The sequence below is a fragment of the Thermolongibacillus altinsuensis genome, from assembly GCF_004341205.1.
GTDB classification, from domain to species: Bacteria; Bacillota; Bacilli; order Bacillales; family Anoxybacillaceae; genus Thermolongibacillus; species Thermolongibacillus altinsuensis.
The window spans coordinates 57476-77647 of record NZ_SLUL01000014.1 but is presented as its reverse complement, the minus strand read 5'-3'; the positions used below and the strand labels follow the sequence as shown (position 1 = coordinate 77647).

The following is a 20172-nucleotide window of genomic DNA, read 5'->3' as shown; positions in this document are numbered from 1 at the left end:
TCATAAGGGAGGTAATGAAAATTGGAAATCAGGTGGCTCATTTTTTATGTGATCGAACCCTTCAAAAGTGGCTCAACTTTAAATTATCAAATACAGTTGTTTTCCCCATCATCAAAACAAGCGCAGACGAACTCATTATTTGATGAGCGTTTACATGGAAAAATTGTGTTATTCGTTGACAGTCCAAAGGCATATGTGAACAATGAAGTGGTTCAGCTCGACTCAGGAAATGAAAATGTTGTTCCCCTTATTAAGAATGAACGCATTCTTGTGCCCATTAGGTTTATTTCTGAGAATCTAGGTGGAGAGGTGTCTTGGAAGCCAGAAAGGGAATCGATCGTTATTATCCATGCAGACAATTATATTGAGTTAACGATTGGAGATAAATTTATGGGGATTAACGGTATGGCAAAAGAACTAGATACCTCTCCTGAAATGATTTCAGGAAGAGTCTATTTGCCTTTGAGAGCCGTTGCTGAGGCTTTAAGTAAACAAGTTTTTTGGGAGAATGGACTGATTATTATTAGTGAACATAAGTTTGAAAAAGAGGGGAACGAAGATTTAATCAGCAGTTTAATAGCTTTGTTAAAGGTGGAAAAGCCAGTCGTTCAAAAAGCCAGTCGTTCAAAAACCAGTCGTTCAAAAACCGCAGCCACCCAAAGATCAATATCCTGTCATGTTGGAAACCAAAGGACCAGGGACTGCGCTTCTAAATGGAGGGTACGTGTATTACAACGATGGATTTGCTTTAGGGAATGGGCTTTATAGGTTTCCATATGGCAATGAAAAAAGTAAAAAAATCTTAACGAAAGATGCGACTGCATCTATGAATATTCAAGGTGATTGGATTTATTATGTTGTACCTAATGCATCAGGTTCGTCGGAAAATAAAAACCCGATTAAAAAAATCAAGAAAACAGGTTCCAAACCGGTTACGATTACCAAAGATGATCCAATAGTGGAAATGGTTGTTGATGGTGAATGGATATATTATACTTCCTTTAAGCATGATAAGAAAAAAGTGACATTAAACAGAATAAAGACGAATGGGACGAGCAAAAAAGTTTTATTAGAGAACTACTATGACTATGATAATCGTAATATAAGCGATTCTAAAAAAGGGAATATTCGGAATATTCATGTCCATAAAGGATATATTTATTTTCTGCGGCTCATTCCATGCGGATATGGAAAAGAGTGTAGTCGAATATACCGCATGAAAACAGACGGTTCGGGCATGGGGGTTATAAACAAAGAAGAGTACGCCGTTCGAATGCAAATTGCCAATGGGAAAATCTATTATAGCCGCTTTCCTGAGGAGTTAAGAGATGATCGAACGAGCCCGGCACCTATTGATCTTTATACCATGACCTTAAACGGGAAAAACCCTACGAGAATAAGTAAGAATGTGGCCGGTTATGAGATTTACTTTATTGAAGAGTATAAGGTTCATGGGGATTGGATTTATTTTGGTCTCGATTATGTGTATAAGATGAGAACGGATGGTTCTTTTGTCACAAAGCTTACCGACGAAGTGAGAGCTCCTTTTCGTTTTAATGTGGTTGGGGAGTGGCTATATTTTCGAACGACTACAAACGCGCATCGTGTCAAAATAAATGGCAAAGGTTACGAGATGTTGCATTGGTAAATAAAAAATTGTATAAATAAGGAAGCGATCATCAAAAATTATCATGAGGTAGGTCATGATCCAAAATGTTGCATCAGTCTCAGCGTGAAACGGAGGACGTCATTCATGAAAAAATGGGTCTATTTCATTTTATGTTTAGGGTGGTTAACCGCGTGTTCAATGAATGGAAAAAGTGAGCCGGCTCCATCCAAACCGACCGCACCAATTGAGGTTACATTTAAAACCATCCCTGAAGTCATTCAAGTGAATCAGCCGACTACCCTTCAGGTTGTGGTTAAACAAGGAAATGACGCGGTAGAGGATGCAAGTGATGTTCAATTTGAGGTATGGAAAAAAGGACAAGAGAAACATCAAATGATCCCTGCTAAACATCAAGGAAAAGGGGTATATGCTGCTGAAAAGACGTTCGACAGTGAAGGGATTTATTTCGTCACCTACCATGTAACAGCAAGAAATATGCATAGCATGAAACAAGTGGAACTTACGGTTGGAGAAATCAATAAAAACGAGCAAGAAGAGGACAAGGATCCAGCAGCACAGAACCAATCCGACCATTCCCATGATCATTCTGCTCACCATGATCATCATGGATTAACAATCCAGTTATCACCAACGGAAACAGAGAAAGATCAAAACACTGTATTCAAAATCAATGTGCAACACGAAGGAAAACCTTTAACGAATGCTCATGTCACGTTGGAATACTGGACTGGGCAAGAAAAGAAGCATACCTATGTTAATGCGAAGGAACAGTCAGCTGGGGAATATGTAGCGAATATAAAATTGTCGAGCAGTGGAGACTATCATTTCAGGGCCCATGCTATCAAAGATGAATTACATGATCACAAAGTCATTCATGTTCACGTGAAATGATAAAACGAATGAAAAGAGGGTGACCGATCGGGGTCACCCTCAAAACGTTTATTAGTCTACTTTTAATACAACGCGACCGTTAATTTGTCCTTTTAGCATGCGATCGAAGACTTCGTTGATTTTTTCGAGCGGTTGTACTTCAACAATTGTTTTAACTTTTCCTTCTGCGGCGAATTGAAGCGCTTCTTGTAAATCTTTACGAGTACCAACGATGGAACCGATGATTTTAATGCCGTTTAAGACTGTATCGAAGATTGGTACAGGCATTTCTTCTGGTGGCAATCCAACAAGCACGCACGCTCCGCCGCGACGGATGGATTTATAGGCAGATTCAAACGCAGGTTTAGAAACTGCTGTGACAACAGCTGCGTGCACACCGCCTACTTTTTCTTTCATAAATTGGGCTGCATCTTCTTTTAGAGGGTTTACAACAAGATCCGCACCAAGTTCTTTTGCTAATTCGAGTTTTTCATCGCCTAAATCAACAGCGACAACGTTGAGTCCCATTGCTTTCGCATATTGCACAGCAACGTGGCCAAGACCGCCAATTCCGTAGATCGCTACCCACTCGCCTGGTTTAGCGCCAGTCACTTTCAATGCTTTATATGTTGTAACTCCAGCACAGAAAATTGGAGCAGCTTCTTCAAATGATAAATTATCTGGAATTTTTACAACATAATCAGCAGCAGCTCGGCAATATTCTGCATAGCCGCCGTCAACAGAATAACCAGCGTTTTGTTGTTGTTCGCATAATGTTTCTTGTCCGCTTAAGCAGTAATCGCAATGTCCGCAAGCAGAATATAACCAAGGAATACCCACGCGGTCACCGACTTTTAAATGAGTGACGCCTGGTCCTACTTCTTCAACAATTCCTACCCCTTCATGTCCAGGGATTAACGGAAGTTTTGGTTTGACTGGCCAATCGCCATGTGCAGCATGCAAGTCAGTATGGCATACGCCGCATGCTTTAATGCGAACTAATACTTCGCCGTAAGAGATGGTTGGTTTTTCGACTTCTTTGATTTTTAAAGGTTCTTTAAATTGTTCGACGACAGCTGCTTTCATTGCAATTCCTCCTAGTTGATAGGGAATTATTTACTGCATAAATTATTTGATGTATCTGCATGAATTATTACTACATCTGCATATAAAAATTTACCATGTCTAATGTATGTGAAAAAGATCGCATAGACGATATTCAAAAATGTGTAAAAAACATTTGAAAAAAGTGTTAAAAAATAAAAAACTACTTGAAAACGTTTTATTCATTGCTCAAAATCAGCTATAATGAAAGTGAGTAATCACTCACAAAAAATGGGGGGAATGAAGATGTCCAAAGAAGTTTGTATTCGAGTAGAAAACGTATCGAAAAGTTTCGGGAAAAAGCAAGTCATCCAAGATGTCACGTTCGAGATTTATAAAGGGGAAATTTTTGGGATGCTCGGTCCATCAGGGGCAGGGAAAACAACGATTGTCAAGATGATGGCAGGGATTGATGAAGCGAGCAAAGGAACGATTTTTGTGTTCGATACAAAAATGCCCCATTTACAAATGATGAAACGAATTGGGTTTATGGCGCAGTCGGATGCGTTATATAACGATTTAACCGCATTAGAAAACTTACAATTTTTTGCGATGATTTATGGATTAAAAGGATCAAAGCAAAAGAAACGAATCGAAGAAGTAGCTGAGCTTGTCAATTTAACGAACGATTTAAAAAAGCCTGTTCATGCGTATTCAGGGGGAATGAAACGACGTTTATCGCTTGCGGTTGCGCTTCTTCACAACCCGGATTTACTCATTTTAGATGAACCGACGGTAGGAATTGATCCTGTGCTTCGTCAAGCCATTTGGGAGGAATTACGACGGATCCAAGAAAAAGGAACGACGATTGTTGTCACGACTCATGTAATGGACGAGGCGGAGAAATGCCAGCGTCTAGCGATGATTCGAGATGGGCGTCTGATAGCGGTTGGAAGTCCGGAAGATTTGAAAAAAGAAACCCATTCTCAAACACTAGAAGAAGCCTTTTTATATTTTGGAGGTGCGCGTGCATGAGAATTCAAGCGATTGTGATTCGAATTATTCGCCAATTTTTTCGAGATAAACGGACGCTTGGATTAATGGTTTTTGCTCCGATGTTTGTGCTGCTTTTATTAAACCTTGTTTTTAATGGGGAAGAGTATAAAGCAACGATTGGAGTAGATGAAACGGTTCCGTCCGTCATGGTGGAGAAATTGGAAAAACAAAACATCACTGTTCAAACATTGACAGCGAAAGAAGCGAACCGCCAACTTGAAAAACAACAACTGGATGCATTTATCGAGATGGATGGTCAAACGTTAAACGTGAAGCTGGAGGGAAGCGATCCTACGGTCAATAAAGCCGTCATGGCATCGATTCAAAAAGCGTTTCAACCATTAGCACCGCAAGCGCAATCGATTCAATTAAAAACGACGTATTTGCACGGGTTTGAAGATATGGAGTTATTCGATTACTTCGGTCCTGTTTTGATTGGCTTTTTTATTTTCTTTTTCGTTTTCTTAATTGCAGGTGTATCTTTCTTGCGCGAACGTACAAGCGGAACATTGGAGCGTTTGTTGGCCACTCCGTTAAAACGTTGGGAAATGGTCGTTGGGTATATTATCGGCTTTGGGATTTTTGCGACGCTTCAAGCCAGTCTGATTTCTTGGTTTGCGATTGATATTCTGGACATGGTCATGGAAGGCTCATTCTTTTATGTTTTGCTTATTACGTTTTTATTAGCGATGACCGCTTTAACGTTAGGAACATTGCTGTCGGCATTTGCGAATAACGAGCTGCAAATGTTGCAGTTTATTCCGCTCGTGGTTGTACCGCAAATCTTTTTTTCCGGCTTATTTAATTTAGATACGATGTCCGAATGGCTTCGTTCCCTTAGTGTCGTGATGCCATTGAAATATGGAGCCGATGCGCTTCGGGAGATTATGATTCGCGGAAACGGATGGAATGCGATTGCAAAGGATGTATATGTCTTGCTTAGCTTTTCTTTCCTCTTTGCTATACTGAATGTAGTCGCCTTGAGAAAATATCGAAAGTTGTAAGGGAGAAATGGTGATGGACGAACAACAATGGATTGCAAACTTGTTAAAAGAAAACGACCGAGACGCGAAGTTAACCGAAAAACAGATAAAAATTTTACAAGCAGCGGTTGAAACGTTTGCGGAAAAAGGGTATGCTTCTACATCAACAAGCGAAATTGCGAAAAAGGCAGGGGTAGCGGAAGGGACGATTTTCCGCCACTACAAAACAAAAAAAGATTTGCTGTTAGCCATCGTTATTCCGACATTAACAAAAGTGATTGTTCCGACTGTGGCAAAAGAATTTGCCAAAGATGTATTTGAAAATCAATACGAAAGCTATGAAGATTTTTTGCGAGCGTTAATAAAAAATCGATATCATTTTATCAAAAAAAACTTGCCGCTTGTGCGCATTTTTTGGCAAGAATTCGCCTTTCATCCAGAAATAAAAGAAGAATTTCAAAAGGCATTTACAGAAAACGTTTATCAACGATTTAAAGAAATGGTGGAACAGTTCCAAGAAAAAGGCGAAATTGTTGAATTGCCTACCGCTTCCATTATTCGCATGACGATCACTACCATTGGCGGTTTTTTCTTGACTCGTTTTGTGATTATGCCAGAACATGAGTGGGATGACGAGGTAGAAATCGAACGCACGATTCAATTTTTAATGAATGGATTACGGAAAAGATAAATCTCCCGCGAACCATGCGGGAGATTCTTTTATTATTTCTCGTTCATTTTCGCGGATTGATTCCTTCGTTCGATCGGCTCCTGATCAAAATAAAGCGAAGACTTCTATTTAATGTAAGGCAAAAATTAAGAAAAACTATATGAGTCTCCGACATATCTCATCATGAATAGAAGACCGCTTTTCTGCCATAGGCGGCAAGATTTTTCTTGCCGCCTCGGCATGCTAGAAGCATGCCGTTCCGAACGTAAAACGCATGACGGACAAATTCATTTGTCTGATGGCGTTTTCGTTCGGAGAAGTGGCAGAAAAGCTTGTTTATGTCGGAAAATTAAGCTTATCATATATAGATGTTGAATTCACTATAAATATAGTATAAATTTTCTAAATATATTTACTATTCACTTATTTTTTTGATATAGTTAAATCTAAATAATATATGTGCAACAAAGGGGGAGAGAAATTTGAGTGTTGTTGAGCAGATGAAAATCGAAGATATGCGCAAGAAAAATCTCTTTTTATTTTCCGTCTACACGGTCAGCTCTTTACTAGGAGTGCTAGAACTTTGGATGATGGGAGAGAGCGGGAGAAAAATCGCCATTTACGGCGGAGGTCTTTTATTGAATGTTCTTGTTTACTTTAGCCTAGCGAAACCGAAAAAATACGAAAAAGCGTATCCGTATTTTATTATTTTCATATTATTTTCTGCCACGCTTGCCAGTTTAGTCGTTACGGGAGGAAGTTTAGGAACGATTGCGTTAGCGTTTTGTTTAGTCGTCTTGTCCGTCATGCATTTAAATCGCGTATTATTTGCGATGGGTTTTTTGCTTGGCGCATTCATTTTAATTGCAAGCATGTATATGCCATCATCTTTCCAACAAGTGTTGGATGAATCAAGCCATACCGTTTTTATTGTTTATGTGATGATCGGTATTGCGCTAGGAGTCCTTCTTCATTTAAGTAGAAAGCAGTTTGTTCAGCTAGCCGATCATTTGGCGAACACAGATCAAGAAAAACAAATTCAAGTGGAGAAAAGAAAAAAATTAGAACAGGAATTAAAAACAATGATTGAGAATATTGAACAAATTCATCAACAAGTATTGCGAAATTTACAAGCACAGAGCGAGATGAGTGAAGCCGTTCGTCAAATTGCTTCAGCTGGTCAATCGCAAAGCGAACAAATTACAGACATTAATGACGAAGCGATTGAAGCAAGAACGATGAGTGAACAAATTTATCAAACATCAAAAGAGTTAAAAGATCATTCTCTGCATGCGGGTGGAGTTGCCAAAGAGGGAATCGATAAGATGAAACATTTGCTTGAACATACAGAAGGATTTCGTCATACCGTTGATGCGGTCAGCACCACATTAAATAACTTAACCAATAAAATTGCAAGTACGAACGAATTAACCAAACAGATTAAGCAAATCACCAATCAAACAAATTTATTAGCTTTAAATGCGACCATTGAAGCGGCACGTGCGGGCGAATACGGAAAAGGATTTGCGGTCGTTGCGGAAGAAATTCGTAAATTAGCGGTTTTAACAGAAGAAACGACGCAAAAAATTGTTCATAATCTAGCGGAAGTAAATGAAAGCAATGAGCAGTTGTTGGAACGAATGGGGATGACCAGTGAGCAGCTTCAACAAAATACTGCGTTAACGCGTGAAGTCAACACCTATTTTGAAAAACTATATTCCTCTCTTGAATATTTGCAACATCAACTTGAAAACTTTTTCGTGATTAGTGAGGGAATGGAAGAGCGCGCTGAAAAGATGGAACAATCCGTAAGCGAGTTTTCAGTTTTGCTACAACAATCAAGCGCATCGTTGCAAGAAGTGAGTGCGACGGTAGAAAACTTAAACGAAGAAAACAAAAAAATGGCGATGTATGTAACCGAAACAGCCCAGAGCGCTGCTTGTATTCGCGAACAAATGGTGTAAACGCCTTTTGCTTATGCAAAAGGCGTTTTTTCTGTCAAACTTTCACGCGTAGTCAAAAAATCGTTCCACATGGTTAAAAATAGGTCAATTAGCTTCGGGTCAAATTGTTTTCCGCGTCCGTCCAATAAAATTTCTTTTACTTTTTCAGGTGGGAAAGCGTCTTTATAAATTCGTTTGGACAATAAAGCATCAAACACATCCACAATCGCGACAATGCGGCCTTCTAGCGGAATTTCTTCGCCTTTTAAGCCATTTGGATAGCCCTCACCGTTCCACCATTCATGATGGGTTCGGGCGATATTGGCAGCCATTTGAATAACAGGTAAATCTAAGTTTGCTAAAATTTGATGTCCGATCAATACATGGGTTTTCATTGACTCCCATTCTTCTTTTGTCAACTTTCCGGGTTTATTCAAAATGTAATCAGGAATGCCGACTTTTCCGATATCATGAAATTTAGCGGCGATTTGAATTTGGGACACGAACTGTTCATCACATCCCGCTAGGCGAGCGAGCATGCCTGAAAGTACACCGATGCGATGGACGTGATTTTTTGTATCATCGTCTCGGTATTCAGCTAATTGCAACAGCCGTTCAAGCGTATCAAACATGACTTTCGATTCTTTCGTCACATCTTGAACGACAAGCAATGCCCGAGAAAGTTCAAAAATTTTATTTTGCGGCAACGGTCGAATTTTATAATAATGCAACCCATTTTCATTTTCAAAAGTAGATAGTATCGGTTCGTTTTTTCCTTCAAGAACAGGACAGCCTGAACATGGAACGGTGCGCTTGTGCAATAATTCATAACAACGTCGCCCGATCGGATGTTCATCAACGATGCCGAGCGTTTTTAAAAGACGCTTCATTTTATCGTCAATCCATGTTATTCGTCCAAAATCAATGGTGCTAATTTCGTATGCGTAAATATCCAAAAAATCAAAGTCACGTAAAAATAAATAAGGGCGAATAATTTCGTTCATGATGGCGATTGTAAACTTTGAAAAACGTTCAAATGAGTGAATATATTGAACGACGTTCGGATCGTTTAAATATTCCTTTGTTAAAAACACTTTTTTGATCGCTTCGCAAATGGACTCTGCGGTAATGTGAAAAAAACCTTCATGATACTGCTGTTCAATAATGAGTCGACTCCAATCGCGAATGATGCGAAAATACGCTTCAGAGTCGTAGTATATTTTTTCTTGGAAAAATTGTAATAAAAAATTTTTTATATAGCTAAAATACTTTTCTTTTGTTAAGAAGCTATAGCAACCTTCTTCCCCTAATCGATGAAGAAACGATTGACGGAAATGCTCCATGATCGCATCGATGCGAAATGAAATATATCCGCTAAATTGGTCGAGATTTCCTAAATCTTCATCCGTAAACCCGTTCATTTGACGTAATTTGTCTAACTCGTATCGCAATGGATGTGCTGCTTTTTCGATTTCGGCAGCTTCATATGCTTCTAGCGTTAGTTGCATGTCAAATGAAAAGATTGCATGAATGGCAAGCAAAATCGGAAGCGTTTTCCCAGGAAGTACTTGAGAAACATGCTTATAAATAATTTCTGAGTATTTGGTATAAGTTGATAAATACCATGTTAAGTCGAGCCCGATTTCAGAGTGGACTTTTCCGATGTTATAACGCTTTTGAATATAGTCATCGTCAATGGTTGCTTGAAAACATTGCTGCAAATACATTCTTTGTGTTCTTTTTAGGCGCCGTAGCGTTGAATGGCGCTGAATGAGACGACGCAATGAATCAATGGCCCATATTTCTTCATATAATTCGTTTACGATTGGATCAACAAGTGTCAGTAATACATCTCGATGTTCATAAATACATTGTAGCTTTTCCTCCGTTACTCCCGTATAGTGCAATTGTTTCAATCGTTCTGGATCTGTTACACGTATTCGTTTCATCCCCACAAAAGTTCTCCCCTTCGTGTAAGAGAGCGAATCTGCCTCTCCCTTAAGTAGCAGGTAATATTTAAATTTTTATAAAATGGAAAGGCGGGCTAAATCAATACTCGTTAGAATATTAAGAAAAATAACGGCATGAAGCCTTGCTAAACCACATTCGTAGACGCGTCATATAGTAATGAAATCCCACCCCCATTTTCGACCTATATATACATTATATAACAATTATTGCACGAAGAAAAATAATGAAAAAAGCAGGGAAGCTCCCTGCTTTCATTTTCATATAAAAAAGAGTGCGGTTTATGTGTCGAGAGGCAAGCACTTCGCGTCGAACGTATATTCGGCGTGAAGTGCTTGCCTTCGCTGTTTTTAAAATCTTTTTGCACCGACGAATTTTGGTCTCCAATAAGAGTGATTGAGAGAATCGATTTTTACTCCTTTTGAAGATGTGGCATGAATCATTCGACCATTTCCGATATAAATCGCAACATGGGAAACGCCTGCATGTTTGGATGTTTTAAAAAAGACTAAATCTCCTGGTTTCAAGTTTTTATAGCTCACTGGTTTTCCAGCAGCGTACATTTGGGCAGAAGTGCGCGGCAACGTTTTTCCTACCTTTTTATATGTATAATAAACAAATCCGGAGCAATCGAATCCTTTTGGTGTTACTCCACCGCTTCGGTAAGGAGTCCCGATCATTTTTTGTGCTTCGGCAATTAATTTTTGCGTTGGGACAGCGGCTTCAGTTGCGGAAGGGTTCACAAAGTTTACTATAAACAAGAATGATAATAGCGTGACGACCAGTGCCTTTCTCATTTTTGCAACCTCCGAATGAGCTTGTTACATGAACGTCTTTAGTATAGCAGAAAAATGTCGAAAAATTGTTACATATGCATTAAATTATGTTACAAATAGATTACAGAAATTGTTTTTTGTAAAAAAATAGAGTGAGATATTGGCATGATTGTTCGAAATAGAAAAGTTGAATATGAACGGACTTCACGATAAGATAAGTGAGTAAAGAATGAAAAAGAAGGGGACAAAGAATGGACGGTTTAATGATTTCATCAGATGCGATTATTGCGCTTCTAAAAATTGTTGCGATTGATATTATTTTGTCAGGGGATAATGCGATTGTCATCGCGATGGCAACGAGACGATTGCCCGAGCGGCAACGAAATCAAGCGATTTTTTGGGGAACGGCAGGAGCGGTTATTTTACGTGTGTTGTTTGCTGCGTTGATCGTTTTCCTATTAAAAATTCCGCTTGTCCATTTAATCGGCGGATTTTTACTGTTGTGGATTGCTTATAAAGTGTTGATCAATGATGAAGGGGAAACACATGTTGAATCAGCTGATCGCCTTTTAAAAGCCATTTGGACCATCATTGTAGCAGATGCAGTCATGAGTTTGGATAATGTTGTAGCGATTGCAGGGGCATCACATGGTCATATTGGCATGATTGCTTTTGGGGTTGCGATCAGTATTCCGATTATGATTTTCGGCTCGAAAGCCATTGTCATGGCCATGGAGAGATATGTGTGGATCCCATATGTTGGTTCAGGGATTCTTGCTTGGACGGCAGGAGAGATGATTTTAAAGGACGAGCATGTGCAACGATTTTTACCGATTTCACACGGAATCGAAATAAACGTTGCGCTTGCCATTTTGACAGCGATTGTATTGATCGCGGGTTATTTGAAAAATAAAAAAATAGACAAGCGGAAAATGGCGTAATGTGAAGTCGGGGTGGCAAGCGGTGACAAAAAAGCCATTAACGTACGAGCAAATCGTACAGGTTTGTCAAAAAATCAATGAGCGTTATTTGCCAGATGAAGAAGCATTTTTACAAACTGTTCACGAACGGTTATCGGGGAATACTCCTTCGATGCTGAACATGTTTCAAACGTTGCTTGCGGCTGTTGATGATGAAATTCAAAAAATTGAACAACAAGTTGAAATTAAGCCGACCTGTGCGAAAGGATGCGCGTATTGTTGCTACTTCCCGATTATTGTGACGGAAGCAGAAGCAAAGTTAATGATGGAGTATGTACATCAACTCCCTTTTAAAGAGAGGGAAAAAATTGTTCAACATTTGAAGCGATATTTCAATGAATTCGAATCGAAAATAGAAGAGGTTTCCTTATTGGATTGGGAAGAGGAGACGTTCAAAGAAGAATACATGGCTTCTCAATTGCCTTGTCCTTTTTTAGATCGGCAAACGAATACATGCTATGTATATGGAGTTCGCCCGATTCCTTGTCGCACATATTTGAATTATGGTCACCCGCAAGTTTGTGCTCAATCCTATATTCCAAAAGAGCCGTTTAGTTACGAATTTTTTTATGAATATTATATGAATGCATTGCATGATTTTGTGCAAGAGCAAATTTCCAACGGCAAGGACGTTGGTTTGAACTATCCAGACGATTTATTTATATTCGATTATTTACCAATTTGGTTAAAAAATTTTTTTGAAAATGATGTATAAACGTCTCGTTTTTGGTAACAATATTGAATGCGAAAGCTTTTAAGTGTATTCCCCCGATCCCCCTGTGAATATGCTTTTTGGGCTATCTCGTTATGAGATAGCCCACTTTTTTTGACATACTAAATATTGTAAGGCTGGCTTACGATAAGCCAGCCTTTTCGTTTAGATGAACAAGTTCAATCCTGCTTCTTCGGCATCACCTAAGTAAGTGGCCACTCCGCCGATTTCAATACCGTCAATGAGCTCTTCTTTTTTGATTCCCATGATGTCCATTGACATTGAGCAAGCCACGAGCTTGACGCCTGCTGCCATGGCGTTTTTCATTAATGTTTCAAGGTTATCAACATTTTTCTTTTCCATGACGTATTGAATCATTTTTGGACCTATGCCCGCCATGTTCATTTTCGAAAGCGGTAAATCGTTCACTCCTTTTGGCATCATCATGCCAAACATTTTCTCGAGCAAATCTTTTTCAACTGGCGGTGCATTCTTTTTGCGCAACACGTTTAAGCCCCAGAACGTAAAGAACATCGTTACTTTTTTACCCATCGCAGCCGCTCCAGAGGCGATGATAAAGGAAGCGATCGTTTTATCTAAATCACCGCTAAAGACAATGATTGTTGCTCCATCTTTTTTCTGAACCACTTTTGGTTCAGCGGCTGCTTTTCCTTTTTGAATGTAAGCTTTAAATACTTTATTTTCAAAGGTTGTTTTTAAAAGCGTATTTCCTGTTTTATCACACCATGATTGAATATCGCGTGTAAAGCCAGGATCCGTTGCTTTTACTTCTAAAATATCGCCTTCTTTTAACTGTTCCATTGTTTGATATACTTTCATAATTGGTCCAGGGCATTGCAATCCGCATGCATCAAGCGTCGTTGTTGCTTGGATGTTCATCGGCATCACACTCTCTGTTTTTTGTTCTTGAATAGGGGTTGGTTGTTCTTTTGCCGCTGCATAAACAGCCGAATATGTTTTATAACCGCCGTCTAAGTTTTTCACCTTAAATCCATGCTGCATTAAAATGCGGGCGGCTAAATAACCGCGTAAGCCGACTTGGCAGTAAACATAAATCGTTTTGTCTTTTGGCAATTCGTTTAATCGTTTTCGCAATTGACCAAGCGGAATGTTGATCGAATTTGGAATAAAGCCCATTTCTCGTTCAATTGACTCGCGAACGTCGACGATGCATTCGCCTTTTTCAACTAAATCGTTCACTTCATGCCATTGGATCGTTTCGACCATTTCTTCAATTAAGTTTGTCGCTACATATCCAGCCATATTGACAGGATCTTTCGCTGAAGAATAAGGTGGCGCATAGGCTAATTCTAAATCCGGAAGATCAAAAACGGTTAATCCGCCTTTGATTGCGGTCGCAAGCACATCGATCCGTTTATCGACGCCATCATATCCAACCGCTTGAGCACCAAAAATTTTTCCTGTTTTTCGATCAAATAAAAGTTTCAGAGCGATCGGGAAGGCGCCAGGATAATAACTTGCATGAGAATTTGGATGAATATGAAGCACTTCATAGTCGATACCAAGCCGTTTTAATGTTTTCTCATTATTACCTGTGGCGGCTACCGTCATATCAAATACTTTCGCAATCGCTGTGCCAAGCGTTCCGTTGTAACGCACATCTCGGCCATTGATATGATCAGCCACGATGCGTCCTTGACGGTTCGCTGGCCATGCGAGAGGAATTTGTGTCGGTTGACCGTTCACGTAATCTTTCACTTCAATCGCATCACCGACTGCGTAAATAGAAGGATCGGATGTTTGTAAATATTCATTGACTTTAATGCCGCCGCGCTCGCCAATTTCTAGACCAGCTTGTTTGGCAAGCTCGCTTTCTGGCTTGACCCCGATGGCTAGAATAATCATATCGGTTTCAATCGTTTTTCCGCTATTTAATTTTACAATTCGTCCATTTTGTTCAAAAGCGGCAACGCCATCTTCAAGAATTAAGCGAACCCCTTTGTCGCGAATGTGTTGGTGAAGAATAGCCGCCATTTCATAGTCGACAGGAGCCATAATTTGATTCGCCATTTCAACAAGCGTTACTTCGATGCCGCGCTCCCATAAATTTTCGGCCATTTCAACACCGATAAACCCACCGCCAATGACGACCGCTTTCTTTGGTTTTTCATGATCGATATATGCTTTAATTCGATCAGTATCTGGAATGTTGCGCAATGTAAACAAGTTATTTGCGTCATCAATTCCTGGAATTGGCGGTTTGATCGGGCTTGCTCCTGGTGAAAGAACAAGATAGTCATATGATTCTTCATACGTTTTGTTCGTCGGTAAATGTTTGACGGTAACCGTTTTACGATCACGGTTAATTTGAATGACTTCGCTTAGCGTTCGAATATCAAGATTAAATTTTTCTGACATTCCTTCGACTGTTTGAACGAGTAGCGCATCGCGTTTCGTAATCGAACCGCCGATATAGTATGGAAGACCGCAGTTGGCAAAAGAAATATATTCCCCGCGTTCAAACATGACAATTTCTGCTTGTTCATCTAATCTTCTTAATCGAGCTGCCGTTGTAGCTCCACCAGCTACGCCGCCGACGATGACGATTTTTTTCGCCATGGTGAACCCCCTCCGAATCATTTTATTTGTATATTCAAATAATACGATATAAGCGGCATTAAAATAAGATTTCAATGATTTGTTTCACTTTTTCATTATGAACGCGATAAATGACTTCCAATCCTTGTCGCTCTGCCGTAACGATGTTCGCTGCTTTTAGTTTTCCTAGATGTTGCGAAATCGTCGATTGCGGTAGATCCAAACATTCTTGCATCGTTGATACATTGCAACAGCCTTTTTCAATCAATCCTTTCACGATGCAAAGACGGACTGGATGAGCTAACGCCTTAAGCAACTCTGCATTTTCAGCAAATAACGCTTGCTCTTGTTTATATGTGTCCAAAAATTTTCCCTCCTTACATTGTGAATGGTATCACAAAACAAAATAGAATGAAAGTGATGGAACGGTTATAATTTTGAAAAAAATGTGAAGCCATTCTTTCGCTTGCTTCCCGTTTTTATGCCCCATATAATTTCGATAGAAGGGAAAAACTTACACAAGGTGGGTGAGTACAATGAGTTTACGTCACTCAGGTGTAACGTTTTTGAACTTCGATGGTACGTATCTTTCACAAAAACAACTTCTTCGTTTTCCTCATGAATGGATCGATGTCAATGATCTTAACGGTACAAATTTATATTGCGACAATCGCTCATTATGCGAGATTGAAAAACGATTGTCCAAACGAAAAACAAAAGGAATTACGTTTTTAGGAAGCGGGAATTATCATTATGCTTCTTATTTGCTTTTAAAAGAAATTCGTGAGCCATTTACCCTTGTGTTGTTTGATCACCACACAGATACGAGTGAAGAAAGTTTATTCCCTTTTATTTCTTGTGGTTCATGGGTCGTTTATGTATTAAAACATGTACCGTTATTGAAACATGTTGTGATCATTGGTTCATCGCCTTCCTTATCACCATCTCCAAACGTGACCATATTCCCGAAAAACAACATCGATTATTCTCCAAAAATGATCATCTCGAATATTTCTACAGATTGTGTATATATCAGCATTGATAAAGACGTATTGCGACAAGAAGATGCGATCACGAACTGGGATCAAGGTTCAATGAAGCTATCTGTGCTTTTAGACTATTTACAAGAAATTTTGCATCGTAAAGATGTCATTGGAGTCGATATATGCGGAGAAGATCGATTCGCAAGCGCAAAAAACGAAGAGGCGAACCGAAAAATTTTGGAAGTATGTCTTCATCATGCTAGTAAATTATCGCCAACGACGCATTCTGCATCATAAATTTTTGAAATTTTTGTGAACTTATTAAAAATAATAGTCCCCGCTTAGGATATGTATTATACTGATTATTGAGAAAGGTTATCATTCTTGATGAGAAAGAGAGCAGCGGGGGATGTTTCATGATGGCAATGACACAATTACAGAGTGGGGATCGCGCAAAAATTGTTGATTTATCCCGTGTCAGTGAGCTAGTTCGAAGACGATTGCTTGATATGGGAGTAACAGAAGGGGTCGAAGTGTGCTTAAAATGTACGATGCCGTTAGGCGGGCCTTTTATGATTGAAAGTTGTGGACAATGTTTAGGCATTCGTCGAAGCGAAGCGATGCGAATTCAGGTGGAGCGAGTATGATGCAGATTGCGTTAGTAGGGAATCCAAATACAGGGAAAACGTCGTTGTTTAATCAGTTAACAGGAACGTACGAATATGTTGGCAACTGGAGCGGTGTGACGGTTGAGAAAAAAGTAGGATTGTTGCGGAACAAGCAAGGGGCATTAATTGATTTGCCCGGAATTTATTCGCTTAATCCGCTTTCGCGTGACGAAAGCGTCGTGACGCACTTTTTGCTTTCTGAGCCATTTGAAGGAATATTGAATATTGTCGATGCTTCCCAATTAGAACGAAATTTACTGCTTACCGTTCAACTTCTTGAGTTCGGAAAGCCGTTAGCCATTGCTTTAAATATGACTGATGTCGCGGAGCGTCGGGGAATTTTTGTGAATGAAAAACGTTTGGCTGAAAAGCTAGGCGTTCCGGTTGTTCCGATTGTGGCTCGAACCGGAAAAGGATGCGAGCAATTGAATGAACAAACGTTCGCTTTCTTACAGCAAAAAATAACGCCGCTTCAACTGTTTTATGGAAACGTAATTGAAAAAGGAATTGAGCGTTTTATTCTTTTGGTTGGTGACAAAGTAGATGAAACGATTCCGAAACGTTGGCTTGCTTTACAGTTTTACGAAGGCAATCGCTATGTCCATGATTATTTAAAACAACGAGTGGATGCCGAAAAACTTCATTCACTTTACACAGAAGTAGAGAATGAATTGCAAAAGCAAGAAGGCGTTTCGCTTGCTCAGTGGATTTATGATCAACGAAGGGAGTATGTACGAGACCTTATCCTTCATGTAGTGGAGCGAAAAAATGTTGGTCAAGTGCCGTTAACGGAACGAATCGATGCAATTGTGACGCACAAATATTTAGGTATTCCGCTATTTTTACTCTCGATGTATCTATTGTTTCAACTTACGTTCGATTGGCTTGGTGCACCGCTTTCCGATGCGCTCGATGCTTTTTTCGCTGGACCATTAACCGATTGGATCACAGCTGGACTCGCAGCCATTGGAGCTTCGGAGTTTATCCGTTCGCTTGTCGTCGATGGGATTATTGCAGGGGTTGGCGGAGTCCTTGTGTTTGTACCGCAAATTTTTATTTTGTTTTTCTTTATTTCCTTTTTAGAAGACTCCGGTTATATGGCGCGGGTGGCTCTTGTCATGGATCGATTGATGGAAGCAGTCGGTTTGAACGGAAAAGCGTTTATTCCGTTAGTGATTGGATTTGGATGCAACGTTCCAGGGGTGATGGCCGCGCGGACCATTGAACAGCCGCGTGAGCGGTTGTTGACTATGTTATTAACGCCGCTGATGTCGTGCTCAGCGCGTTTGCCTGTATATGCGCTGTTTGTTGGTGCTTTTTTTGCGAAGCATCAAGCGCTTGTTGTTCTTTCGTTGTATGTGCTTGGAGTCGTTGTCGCCCTTTTATTAGCCAAGCTATTCTCAACAACGATTTTGAAAAATGAATCTTCTGTTTTTGTTGTTGAATTGCCGCCGTACCGTATGCCGCAGTGGCAAGCGTTATGGCGGAGCACGTGGGATAAAGGAAAAGGGTTTATTCGCAAAGCAGGAACGTTTATTTTCGGCGGTTCGGTCGCTATTTGGCTTCTTTCTTACGTTGGCCCGCATGGAGTCAATGTTGAAATGGATGAAAGCTTTTTAGCGATGATTGGCGGCATTCTCGCGCCGATTCTTGTTCCGCTTGGATTTGGAACATGGCAAGCAGGAGCTGCCTTGTTGACAGGATTCTTGGCGAAAGAAGTCGTTGTGTCGACGATGAATATTATTTATCATGTCCCAGATGTTGAATCGTTGCAAGGACTAATGGTTTCTCATTTTACACCGCTCTCCGCATTTAGTTTTATGGTGTTCGTTTTACTATACATTCCTTGCTTAGCAACCGTAGCAACGATTCGCAAAGAATCCGGATCGCGAAAATGGACGCTCTTTTCGATGGGATATGCTTTCATCGTTGCTTATCTATTATCATTCATCATTTACCAAGGCGGTCGAATGCTTGGTTTTTGAAAGAAGGGAAGAATATGATCGTAAATATTGGAATAGGTGCTCTCATTTTCGGTTATGCCGCATGGACGATCGTTCGATTTATAAAGAAAAGCAAAGAGGGGAAGTGTGCCGCTTGTTCCGCGAAAGGGTCATGCGGTCCAAGCTGCAATGAAAAAGGCTGACGATGGCTGTCAGCCTTTTTGCTATTTTAGTAAAGGATTCGGTACCCTTTTTCATTTTGAACAGGAGAAATCGAATGGATGTCAACTTTTTCAACCCGTGAGAACGGTGATCCTTTTTTGATTTGCTGAACAAACTGCTCCACTTTTTCCGCATCGCCTTGAACTTGTAGTTCCACTCGTCCGTCTTCAAGATTTCGTACCCAGCCTGTTAAGTTGCGTTTGATCGCTTCATGTTGTGTGAAATAACGAAAACCAACCCCTTGAACGCGTCCATCAACAAAAACATGGTAGCGGATCACCATGCTTCCTCACCTCGATTCCATGAAATTTCCTAACAAAATCATACAACAGCCCAAACTGTTTTGCATACGTTGAATACGTAAAGATGATTTTCCATTGGAGGGAATAATGTGAAAGAAATTGAAAAATGCGTACAAAAAGCGGTGATGTATGATTTGTTGGCTCGATATTATCAGTATAGAGATCCGAATAAGTACATGATGTATTATCAAAAACATGATGAGTGTATGAAAAAGCTTGTGGAAGCGAAACAAGAGGAACGTGAGGAAGAAAGGAGAGAACGAGAAGCCCGTTTTCGCGTGTTTCACGCTTCTGCCAACACTCCAGCCATCGATGTATATGTCAACGGTCAAAAAATATTGCAAAATTTAAAATACAAACAAATTAGCCAGTACTTAAAAGTACCAATGGGGCAGCATCGAATCGACGTGTATCCGGCCGGACAAAGCGAACCGATCATTTTAAGCGAAACGTTGCAAGTGTTGCCGGGGCTTGTGAGTACGTTAACGGTGGTGGGGGATGTTCATAAATTGCAAATGCTACCTCTTTGGGATCAGCCTTATGCCCCATACGGAAAAGCGAAAGTTCGTTTTGTGCACCTCTCTCCAGATGCTCCTGCCGTCGACGTTGCTTTGAAAGATGGAGATGTATTATTTAAAAACGTATCGTATCGACAAGCGGCCGATTATATTGAGGTTCCTGTCAATGAAAAATTAAGTTTAGATGTACGCGTTGCCGGAACGAACAACGTTGCTCTTTCTGTCCCCAATATCCGATTTTATCCAAATAAATCCTATACGATCGCGGCTGTTGGCTATGTATCCAGAACCCCTTCTTTAGAAGCGATTTTAATTGAAGAGTAA

At 40.0% G+C, this 20172-nt stretch carries 20 protein-coding genes; 14 read left to right on the top strand and 6 right to left on the bottom strand.

Features of this window, described 5'->3' with window-relative positions:
- Positions 1-21: 21 nt before the first annotated feature.
- The 3 genes from EDD69_RS15425 (at position 22) to EDD69_RS12215 (ending at position 2521) form a co-directional block, all read left to right on the top strand.
- Positions 22-768, top strand: coding sequence for a copper amine oxidase N-terminal domain-containing protein (locus EDD69_RS15425; protein ID WP_165871790.1), 747 nt, complete (start codon positions 22-24; stop codon positions 766-768).
- On the top strand, positions 725-1648 hold the full coding sequence (locus EDD69_RS12220; RefSeq protein WP_165871789.1) for a DUF5050 domain-containing protein: 924 nt from the start codon (positions 725-727) through the stop codon (positions 1646-1648). Before EDD69_RS15425 ends, EDD69_RS12220 begins: the two co-directional genes overlap by 44 nt.
- Before the next feature lie 105 nt (positions 1649-1753).
- A complete protein-coding gene (locus EDD69_RS12215) occupies positions 1754-2521 on the top strand; it encodes a FixH family protein (protein ID WP_132949226.1) in 768 nt (255 codons plus the stop codon).
- A gap of 51 nt (positions 2522-2572) precedes the next feature.
- On the opposite strand, the gene adhP is transcribed toward EDD69_RS12215, so the two are convergent.
- Positions 2573-3586: an alcohol dehydrogenase AdhP gene (gene adhP, locus EDD69_RS12210; RefSeq protein ID WP_132949225.1), complete on the bottom strand. Its 1014-nt coding sequence runs from the start codon at positions 3584-3586 to the stop codon at positions 2573-2575.
- A gap of 264 nt (positions 3587-3850) precedes the next feature.
- On the opposite strand from adhP, the gene EDD69_RS12205 reads away from it, so the two are divergent.
- The 4 genes from EDD69_RS12205 to EDD69_RS12190 all read left to right on the top strand — a co-directional run bounded on the left by EDD69_RS12205 (position 3851) and on the right by EDD69_RS12190 (position 8217).
- Positions 3851-4579, top strand: a complete 729-nt coding sequence (locus EDD69_RS12205; RefSeq protein WP_132949224.1) for an ABC transporter ATP-binding protein — start codon at positions 3851-3853, stop codon at positions 4577-4579.
- Positions 4576-5604, top strand: a complete 1029-nt coding sequence (locus tag EDD69_RS12200; RefSeq protein WP_132949223.1) for an ABC transporter permease — start codon at positions 4576-4578, stop codon at positions 5602-5604. Before EDD69_RS12205 ends, EDD69_RS12200 begins: the two co-directional genes overlap by 4 nt.
- 13 nt (positions 5605-5617) lie before the next feature.
- Positions 5618-6274, top strand: coding sequence for a TetR/AcrR family transcriptional regulator (locus tag EDD69_RS12195; protein ID WP_077429850.1), 657 nt, complete (start codon positions 5618-5620; stop codon positions 6272-6274).
- A gap of 461 nt (positions 6275-6735) precedes the next feature.
- Positions 6736-8217 carry a methyl-accepting chemotaxis protein gene (locus tag EDD69_RS12190; protein ID WP_132949222.1) on the top strand — a complete coding sequence of 494 codons (1482 nt, stop codon included), beginning with the start codon at positions 6736-6738 and terminating at the stop codon, positions 8215-8217.
- Between the two features lie 11 nt (positions 8218-8228).
- On the opposite strand, the gene EDD69_RS12185 is transcribed toward EDD69_RS12190, so the two are convergent.
- Together EDD69_RS12185 and EDD69_RS12180 are read right to left on the bottom strand one after the other, a co-directional pair.
- On the bottom strand, positions 8229-10145 hold the full coding sequence (locus EDD69_RS12185) for a protoglobin domain-containing protein (RefSeq protein WP_132949234.1): 1917 nt from the start codon (positions 10143-10145) through the stop codon (positions 8229-8231).
- A gap of 369 nt (positions 10146-10514) precedes the next feature.
- Positions 10515-10961 (bottom strand): C40 family peptidase, encoded by a 447-nt coding sequence (locus EDD69_RS12180; protein WP_132949221.1) that lies wholly within the window; start codon positions 10959-10961, stop codon positions 10515-10517.
- A 230-nt stretch (positions 10962-11191) separates the two neighbouring features.
- Between EDD69_RS12180 and EDD69_RS12175 the strand changes: the two genes are divergently transcribed.
- Both EDD69_RS12175 and EDD69_RS12170 read left to right on the top strand, forming a co-directional pair.
- Positions 11192-11881, top strand: a complete 690-nt coding sequence (locus EDD69_RS12175; protein ID WP_132949220.1) for a TerC family protein — start codon at positions 11192-11194, stop codon at positions 11879-11881.
- Between the two features lie 22 nt (positions 11882-11903).
- The gene (locus EDD69_RS12170; protein ID WP_132949219.1) at positions 11904-12635 is read left to right on the top strand and encodes a YkgJ family cysteine cluster protein; all 732 of its coding nucleotides are present in this window, start codon (positions 11904-11906) and stop codon (positions 12633-12635) included.
- A gap of 162 nt (positions 12636-12797) precedes the next feature.
- Here EDD69_RS12170 and cdr read toward each other — a convergent pair whose 3' ends face one another.
- Together cdr and EDD69_RS12160 are read right to left on the bottom strand one after the other, a co-directional pair.
- The gene (gene cdr, locus EDD69_RS12165) at positions 12798-15233 is read right to left on the bottom strand and encodes a CoA-disulfide reductase (RefSeq protein WP_132949218.1); all 2436 of its coding nucleotides are present in this window, start codon (positions 15231-15233) and stop codon (positions 12798-12800) included.
- 58 nt (positions 15234-15291) lie between these two features.
- Positions 15292-15576 (bottom strand): ArsR/SmtB family transcription factor, encoded by a 285-nt coding sequence (locus EDD69_RS12160; RefSeq protein ID WP_132949217.1) that lies wholly within the window; start codon positions 15574-15576, stop codon positions 15292-15294.
- Positions 15577-15748: 172 nt separating this feature from the next.
- Between EDD69_RS12160 and EDD69_RS12155 the strand changes: the two genes are divergently transcribed.
- From EDD69_RS12155 to EDD69_RS12140, 4 genes are all read left to right on the top strand, one after another.
- Entirely contained in the window at positions 15749-16492 is a 744-nt protein-coding gene (locus tag EDD69_RS12155; protein WP_132949216.1) for an arginase family protein, read from the top strand.
- Between the two features lie 119 nt (positions 16493-16611).
- Positions 16612-16842: a FeoA family protein gene (locus EDD69_RS12150; RefSeq protein WP_132949215.1), complete on the top strand. Its 231-nt coding sequence runs from the start codon at positions 16612-16614 to the stop codon at positions 16840-16842.
- Positions 16839-18848, top strand: coding sequence for a ferrous iron transport protein B (feoB, locus tag EDD69_RS12145; protein ID WP_132949214.1), 2010 nt, complete (start codon positions 16839-16841; stop codon positions 18846-18848). The genes EDD69_RS12150 and feoB overlap by 4 nt, the downstream gene beginning before the upstream one ends.
- Positions 18849-18862: 14 nt before the next feature.
- The gene (locus EDD69_RS12140) at positions 18863-19009 is read left to right on the top strand and encodes a FeoB-associated Cys-rich membrane protein (RefSeq protein WP_132949213.1); all 147 of its coding nucleotides are present in this window, start codon (positions 18863-18865) and stop codon (positions 19007-19009) included.
- A gap of 26 nt (positions 19010-19035) precedes the next feature.
- Here the strand turns inward: EDD69_RS12140 and EDD69_RS12135 are convergent, their stop codons facing one another.
- Positions 19036-19308, bottom strand: a complete 273-nt coding sequence (locus EDD69_RS12135; RefSeq protein WP_132949233.1) for an acylphosphatase — start codon at positions 19306-19308, stop codon at positions 19036-19038.
- A 111-nt stretch (positions 19309-19419) separates the two neighbouring features.
- Between EDD69_RS12135 and EDD69_RS12130 the strand changes: the two genes are divergently transcribed.
- On the top strand, positions 19420-20172 hold the full coding sequence (locus EDD69_RS12130) for a DUF4397 domain-containing protein (protein WP_132949212.1): 753 nt from the start codon (positions 19420-19422) through the stop codon (positions 20170-20172).